Source organism: Kitasatospora sp. NPDC059571 (assembly GCF_042735675.1).
Lineage (GTDB): Bacteria > Actinomycetota > Actinomycetes > Streptomycetales > Streptomycetaceae > Kitasatospora.
In genome coordinates this window covers 21,076-27,146 of record NZ_JBHWBW010000035.1, presented here as the reverse complement: position 1 = coordinate 27,146, position 6,071 = coordinate 21,076, and the positions used below count along the sequence as shown (strand labels likewise).

Annotated in this window: 9 protein-coding genes; 5 read left to right on the top strand and 4 right to left on the bottom strand. The window is 74.9% G+C overall.

The genetic code is table 11. The annotated features are described in order from the left end of the window. The 4 genes from ACFV0G_RS06940 to ACFV0G_RS06925 all read left to right on the top strand — a co-directional run. Nucleotides 1–905: AMP-binding protein (locus ACFV0G_RS06940; protein WP_380542820.1), on the top strand; the 905-nt coding region annotated here is incomplete at its 5' end. Continuing rightward, complete coding sequence (locus ACFV0G_RS06935) at nt 902–1,942, top strand: cytochrome P450 (RefSeq protein WP_380542817.1); 1,041 nt, start codon at nt 902–904, stop codon at nt 1,940–1,942. The genes ACFV0G_RS06940 and ACFV0G_RS06935, both read left to right, overlap by 4 nt. Before the next feature lie 2 nt (nt 1,943–1,944). Continuing rightward, entirely contained in the window at nt 1,945–2,835 is an 891-nt protein-coding gene (locus tag ACFV0G_RS06930) for an NAD-dependent epimerase/dehydratase family protein (RefSeq protein ID WP_380542814.1), read from the top strand. A 55-nt stretch (nt 2,836–2,890) separates the two neighbouring features. Then, nucleotides 2,891–3,553 (top strand): hypothetical protein, encoded by a 663-nt coding sequence (locus ACFV0G_RS06925; RefSeq protein ID WP_380542811.1) that lies wholly within the window; start codon nt 2,891–2,893, stop codon nt 3,551–3,553. A gap of 100 nt (nt 3,554–3,653) precedes the next feature. Here the strand turns inward: ACFV0G_RS06925 and ACFV0G_RS06920 are convergent, their stop codons facing one another. The 3 genes from ACFV0G_RS06920 to ACFV0G_RS06910 form a co-directional block, all read right to left on the bottom strand. After that, on the bottom strand, nt 3,654–3,854 hold the full coding sequence (locus ACFV0G_RS06920; RefSeq protein ID WP_380542808.1) for a hypothetical protein: 201 nt from the start codon (nt 3,852–3,854) through the stop codon (nt 3,654–3,656). 195 nt (nt 3,855–4,049) lie between these two features. Next, on the bottom strand, nt 4,050–4,712 hold the full coding sequence (gene tenA / locus ACFV0G_RS06915) for a thiaminase II (RefSeq protein ID WP_380542805.1): 663 nt from the start codon (nt 4,710–4,712) through the stop codon (nt 4,050–4,052). Between the two features lie 63 nt (nt 4,713–4,775). After that, nucleotides 4,776–5,093: a cupin domain-containing protein gene (locus ACFV0G_RS06910; RefSeq protein ID WP_380542802.1), complete on the bottom strand. Its 318-nt coding sequence runs from the start codon at nt 5,091–5,093 to the stop codon at nt 4,776–4,778. Between the two features lie 116 nt (nt 5,094–5,209). Between ACFV0G_RS06910 and ACFV0G_RS06905 the strand changes: the two genes are divergently transcribed. Next, entirely contained in the window at nt 5,210–5,587 is a 378-nt protein-coding gene (locus ACFV0G_RS06905; RefSeq protein WP_380542799.1) for a phage holin family protein, read from the top strand. Nucleotides 5,588–5,623: 36 nt separating this feature from the next. Here ACFV0G_RS06905 and ACFV0G_RS06900 read toward each other — a convergent pair whose 3' ends face one another. Further along, nucleotides 5,624–6,049 carry an SsgA family sporulation/cell division regulator gene (locus ACFV0G_RS06900; RefSeq protein ID WP_380542796.1) on the bottom strand — a complete coding sequence of 142 codons (426 nt, stop codon included), beginning with the start codon at nt 6,047–6,049 and terminating at the stop codon, nt 5,624–5,626. Between the last annotated feature and the right edge of the window lie 22 nt (nt 6,050–6,071).

Genomic DNA, 6,071 nt, shown 5'->3' with positions numbered 1-6,071 from the left:
GCGCGCGGGTCACCCCCCGGCCCCCGCTCCCGGCCCCCCGGCCCGCGTACCCCGCCCTGGTCCCGCCCCGGGCCGGCGACGCCGTGCTCGGCGGCACCTTCTTCGTCCTGGTGCCCTCGCTGGCGGCCGGCGCCACCGTCGCACTGCCCGCCCGCCGGCCCCGCACACTGTCCCGGCAGATCCGCCGGCTGGCGCCCGCCGAGACCTATCTGACCCCGCCGCAGCTGCGCGGCGTCGAGCACTTCACCGGCCGGGTCTGGACGGGCTCCGCCCCGGCCCCGGCCGAGCTGCTGCGCCGGGTCAAGCGGGCCGGGGCCACCGAGGCCTGGGGCGTGTACGCGCTCACCGAGCTGTTCCCGGCGGCCGCGGTCGAGGAGGCGGAGAAGTCCGCCTTCGACGGCGACGGCGACCTGCTCGGCCGCCCCCTGCCCGGGGTCCGCACCCGGGTCGCCGACGGCGGGGAGCTGCTGCTGGCCAGCGACGCCGCACGCGACCGCTACCTCGGCGAACGCCCCGACCCGTGGATCCGTACCGGCGACCGGGCCGGCCTCGACGCCGAGGGCCGGATCGTGCTCGCCGGCCGCTGCAAGGACATGGTGCTGCGGCACGCCGAGAACATCTACCCGGGCCTGTACGAGCCGGCCCTGCACCTGCCGGAGGTCGAACTCGCCGTACTGGTCGGCATCCCGGCCGGGGAGGGCGACGAACGCCTGGTCGCCCTCGTCCAGCCCCGCCGCGGCACCGACCGGCGCCGGCTGCGGGCCGACCTGGAACGGCCGCTGGCCCGGATGGGCAGCGCCCGCCCGGACGCCGTGCTGCTCGGCGAGGTGCCGCTGGCCGGCCGCTCCCGCAAGCCCGACCGGGCCGCCGCCGCCCGGTTCTGCGCCCGGGAGCTCGCCCGGTGAACGGACCCGACCGCGCCCGCACCCACCGCCGCGCCCGGCGCCTCGACCGGCGGGTGTACCTCGCCGGCCACCCGGTGCTGTTCGCGCTGCTCGCCGCCACCCGCCGCCGGCCCGTCACCCGGATCGGCCGGACCGTCCTGGTGCACGGCCCGGACGCCTACCGCGACGTCCTCACCCGCGTCCCGCTCGACCGCACCGCGGACGGCACCACGGGCGGGGCCGCGGCCCGCCGGACCGAAGGCGGCCTGCTCTTCGACCAGGACGGCGGCGACCACCGGGCCGCCCGCCGCGACCTCACCGAGCTGCTCGGCACCCGTGGCACCGAGCGCCTGCGGCCCCACTGGCAGGCCGTACTGGACCGGCGGCTCACCGAACTCACCGGGACCGTCGACCTGGTGGACGTCGTCGCGGAACTCGCCGGGGCCACCGCCGCAGCACTGACCGGCGGTACCGCGCCGCCCCGCGAGCTCGCCGCCGCCTGCGCCGACGCCGCGGCCGAGGCGGCCCGCGAGCACCTGCCCGGCCTGCCCCGGCGGACCGGCCACGCCGCCGCCGACCGGCTCAACTCCATGCTCCCGCACGGCCGGGACGCCATGCTCGCGGTCGCCGCGGTGAACACCACGCTGGCCGCGCTCCCGCGGGCCGCCGCCTGGTGCGCCAGGGCCGGACTGTGGGATGCCATCTCGCCCGAACTCGCCGTCGAACTGCTCCGGTTGACCGCACCCTCGCCGATCCTGCCGCGGGTCGCCGGGGCCGACGCGACGGTCGACGGCCGCCCGGTCCGCCGCGGCGACCGGCTGGTGCTGGTCGCCCGGCACGCCGCCGGCGCCCATCGCACCGCCCCGGCCGGACCGCAGGCCGCCCAGGCGGTCTTCGGTGCCGGCCCGCACGCCTGCCCCGGGGCCGGCCTGGCCCGCGCCCAGCTCACCGACTTCCTCACCGCCCTGGCCCCGCACCGGCCCGTCGTGGTCCGGGCCGCGGCGGACCGGCGCTCGGCCCTGCCCGGCTACGCCTCACTGCTCGTACGGAAGGGCTGACCGTGCTGCGGATCGCCGTCACCGGGGCCAGCGGCTTCTGCGGCTCCCACCTCGCCCGCGCGGCCGCCGCGGGCGGCGCCGAGGTGCACTGCCTCGGCCGCCGGCCCGGACCGGTCGGCACCCACGTGCCGTGGGACGCCGCCGTTGCCGCACCCGACCTGCGCGGCGCCGACCTCGTGGTGCACTGCGCCGCCGCGGTCGGCGACCACCCACCGGGCTCGCCGGCCGAGGCCGAGCAGCACGCCGTCAACGTGACCGGCACCGCCCGCCTGCTGGAGGCGGCCGCCGGCCGGCCGGTGGTGTTCGTCTCCAGCGCCAGCGTGTACGACCCGCGCGGCGACCGCACCCTGGTCCACGAGGACCACCCCACCGAGGCCGGGCACCGCAACGCCTACGGCCGCACCAAGGCCGCCGCCGACCGGCTCGCCCTGGCCGCCGGCGCGGTCGTCCTCCGCCCCCGCGCCGTGTACGGACCGGGCGACCCGCACCTGCTGCCGCGGCTGCTCTCCCGGGTGCGCCGCGGGCTCCTGCTGCTGCCCGGGCCGGACATCGATCTCAGCCTGACCTCCGTTCAGAACCTCGCGGACGCCTGCCTCTCCGCCGCCGAATGGCCGCCCGGCGCCTACAACATCGCCGACGCCGCGCCGTACCGACGGGACGCGGCCGTGCGCACCGTGCTCGCCGCCCACGGGGTCCGCGCCCGGATCCGCCACGTCCCGCTCGTCGCCGCGGAATTCGCCGCCCGCCACGGCCTGCTGCCGGGCCTGACCCCGTACGCGGTCGACCAGTTGGCCCGCCCGGTGGTGCTGGACACCGCGAGGGCCGAGCGCCAGGGGTACCGGCCGCGGTGGGAGTTGACGTCGTCCCTGGCCGCGACGGACGGTCATGTTTGAGCAAAGGATCCCAAGATCGCGTGACGCTTCGCCCGCGCGGCTCTCCGACACCGCCATGGCCGGCGACGCCACGACCACGGTGAAGGTGGCCGGCACGGCGGGGGTCCCCGCCGACGCCACCGCGGTCGTGGTCAACCTGACCGCGGACGCCCCCACCGCCGACGGCTACCTCACCGCCTACCCGCACGGCACCGGGCGGCCGACCGTCTCCAACCTGAACTTCCCCACGGGCCGCACCGTCGCCAACCAGGCCGTCGTCCCGGTCGGGGCCGACGGCTCCATCGACGTGTACAACCACGTCGGCAACACCCGGGTCGTGGTCGACGTCTTCGGCTACTACAGCCCGGGCGGCAAGGGCCGGTTCACCCCCACCGTGCCCGTCCGCGTCCGGGACACCCGGTCCGACGGCACCCGCCTCCCGCTCGGCCCGGGCGCCTGGGCCGCGGTGCCCCTGGCGGGCTCGCACGGTGTTCCGGCGAACGCCACCGCCGCCGTCCTCAACGTCACCGCCGTCGCACCGACCTCCAACGGCTACCTCACCGTCTGGCCGGACGGGACCGCCCGGCCGGGCACGTCCAACCTCAACCTCGTCCCCGGCGCGATCACGCCCAACCACGTGACCACCCCGCTCGGTACGGGCGGTGCGGCCGACGTCTACAACTCCGCCGGCAGCACGCATGTCGTGGCCGACCTCGAGGGCTGGTTCTCCGAGGACTGACCGACGAGGACTGACCGACGGCGCGCCGCACGATCGGCGCGGTCAGAACGCGAAGGGCCCGCACCCTCCCCCGGGGTGCGGGCCCTTCGTGCGTGCGGCGTCAGCTCTTGGCGGCCTTCTTGATCAGGATCACCACGGCGGCGCCCACGCCGACCACCAGCAGGACCTTCAGCAGGAAGCCGATCAGCGAGCTCACGACCCCGACCACGAACCACAGGAGGTTCCACGCCAGGATCACCACCAGGATCGGGACGACGATGTTGCGCACCCACGAGGGCAGCGACTTCCAGAGCTCGGCCATGTCCGTTCCTTCTCTCCCCTCGGGCTCGGCGCGGTTCTCGTCCGCCGTTTCCCCGGTCGTTTTCGGTACTTCGATCGTAGGCCGCCCCACCGGCCGAACGAAGCCCGCGAGCCCCGGAGAGAACCCGGAGATCACCCCGAGACCCGGGCCGGGGGTCACCCCGACCACGGGTGCCGGGGGCCCGGCCCGTGCCGGTCAGACCGGCCAGGTCTCGCCGCGCCAGGCGGCGTCCCAGAACATCCACTCGTACCGCGAGGTGAGGGTGAAGTGCTCGACCATGCGGCGCCGTTCGGCGGGGGAGACCTGCTCGCCGAGCCGGTCGGTGAGCTCCAGGACGCGCCGCACCACCGACTGGAACTGCTCGTCGCCGTAGGTGGCGATCCACTTCGCGTACAGCGGCTCGGGGGAGGAGGCGGCCAGCAGGCGCTCCCCGACCCGGGCGTAGATCCAGTAGCAGGGCAGCACCGCGGCGACCGCCTCGGCGAACGAGCCGCCGTAGACGGTGGCGAGCAGGTAGCTGGTGTAGGCGCGGGTGGTGGGCAGCACCGGCTCGGCCGCGGCACGGTCGGCGCTCTCGCCGAACGCGGTGAGGAACTCCGCGTGCATGCCCTGCTCGGCGGCGATCGCCCCGACCGCGTCGTCTGCGAACGCCCGGACCTCGGCCTCGCCCGGTGCCTTGGCCGCGCAGACGGCCAGCGCCCTGGCGTAGTCCCGCAGGTAGTGCGAGTCCTGGACGACGAAGTGCCGGAAGGCCCGCCGCGGCAGGGTGCCGTCGGTGAGGCCGGCGATGAACGGGTGCGCCAGGATCTCCTCGTAGACCGGCTCGATCGCCGACCAGAGCTCGTCGGTCAGGGCCACGGTGTCACTCCTCGTCTCGGGCGGTCGCGCCCGGCCGACCCTACCCGGCGGCCGGCCGGCCGTTCAGTCCTCGGGCGGCGAGAAGATGACCAGCACCCGGAGCTCCTCGGTGATGTGGTGGAAGCGGTGCGGGACCCCGGCCGGAACGTACACCACGGTGCCGCGCCCGACGGTGGTGGTCTCCCGGCCCACGGTGAGCTCGGCCCGGCCGCTGATCACCTGGTAGATCTCGTCCTGGTCGTGCGGGGCCTGGGTGTCGGTGTCCCCGGGGGAGAGTGCGTACAGGCCGGCGGACATCTGGCGCTCCTTGAGGAAGCGCAGGTAGGCGCCCTGGTTGGCAGCGCGCTCCGCGTCCAGTTCGTCCAGCCGGAAGACCTTCATCACGATGCTCCTCTCCGCGCCCGGTACGGGCCGGAGGACATTGAACACCGGACTGCGGCAGGTCGTGTCCGCCCCGAGCTTCCCAGCGGGCGAACGGCCTGCGACCATCCGGTGCCATGAAGAGTTTCGTGGTCAAAACGCTCATCAACGCGGTGGCCATCTGGGTCGCCGCCTGGATCGTCGACGGGATCACCCTCTCGGGCGGCGACTTCTGGCACAAGACACTGACGGTGATCGCCGTCGCGCTGGTCTTCGGTGTGGTGAACTTCCTGATCAAGCCACTGGTGAAGCTGCTCTCGCTACCGCTGTTCATCCTCACCCTGGGGCTGATCACCTTCGTGATCAACGCCCTGATGCTCTGGCTCACGTCCTGGACGTCCGACAAGATCGGCCTGGACTTCCACGTGGCCGGATTCTGGTCCGCCCTGCTCGGTGCGCTGATCATCAGTGTGGTGTCCTGGGGCCTCAACCTCGCCTTCGGTGACGATGACTGACGACGACTGACACCGGCGCGGGCCGGCCGGCGCGGGTCAGCCGGCGCTCTCCCGGCCGCGGCTGAGGATCAGGGCGAGCTGGGCGTCGAGCTCGACCTCGGTCTGCTCGCGGCCGAGCGGCACCAGGCGGTCGGTCCGGGCGAGGAAGGCGATCAGCGGCGGCGCGGGCGCGATCAACCGCGCCGCCCCGTCCGGGGAGCGCAGCACCAGGCAGACCTCGCCCAGTTCGGCGCCGAGGGGGTGGATGTGCACGTCGCCCTCGCCGGTCGGCCGGCTGACCCCGTCCACCAGCAGCTCGCGCGCGAAGTACCAGGTGACCGGGGTGTCCCCGGGCAGGTGGAAGGTGAAGCGGACGGCGAAGGGGTCGTCGGTCTCGTAGCCGAGGTCGACCCCGATCCGCAGGGAGATCTCGTCGGACATCACGAGACTCATCACCAGGTGGCTCTGGACTGTGCCGTGCATCGTGCACACCTCTCGTCGTGTC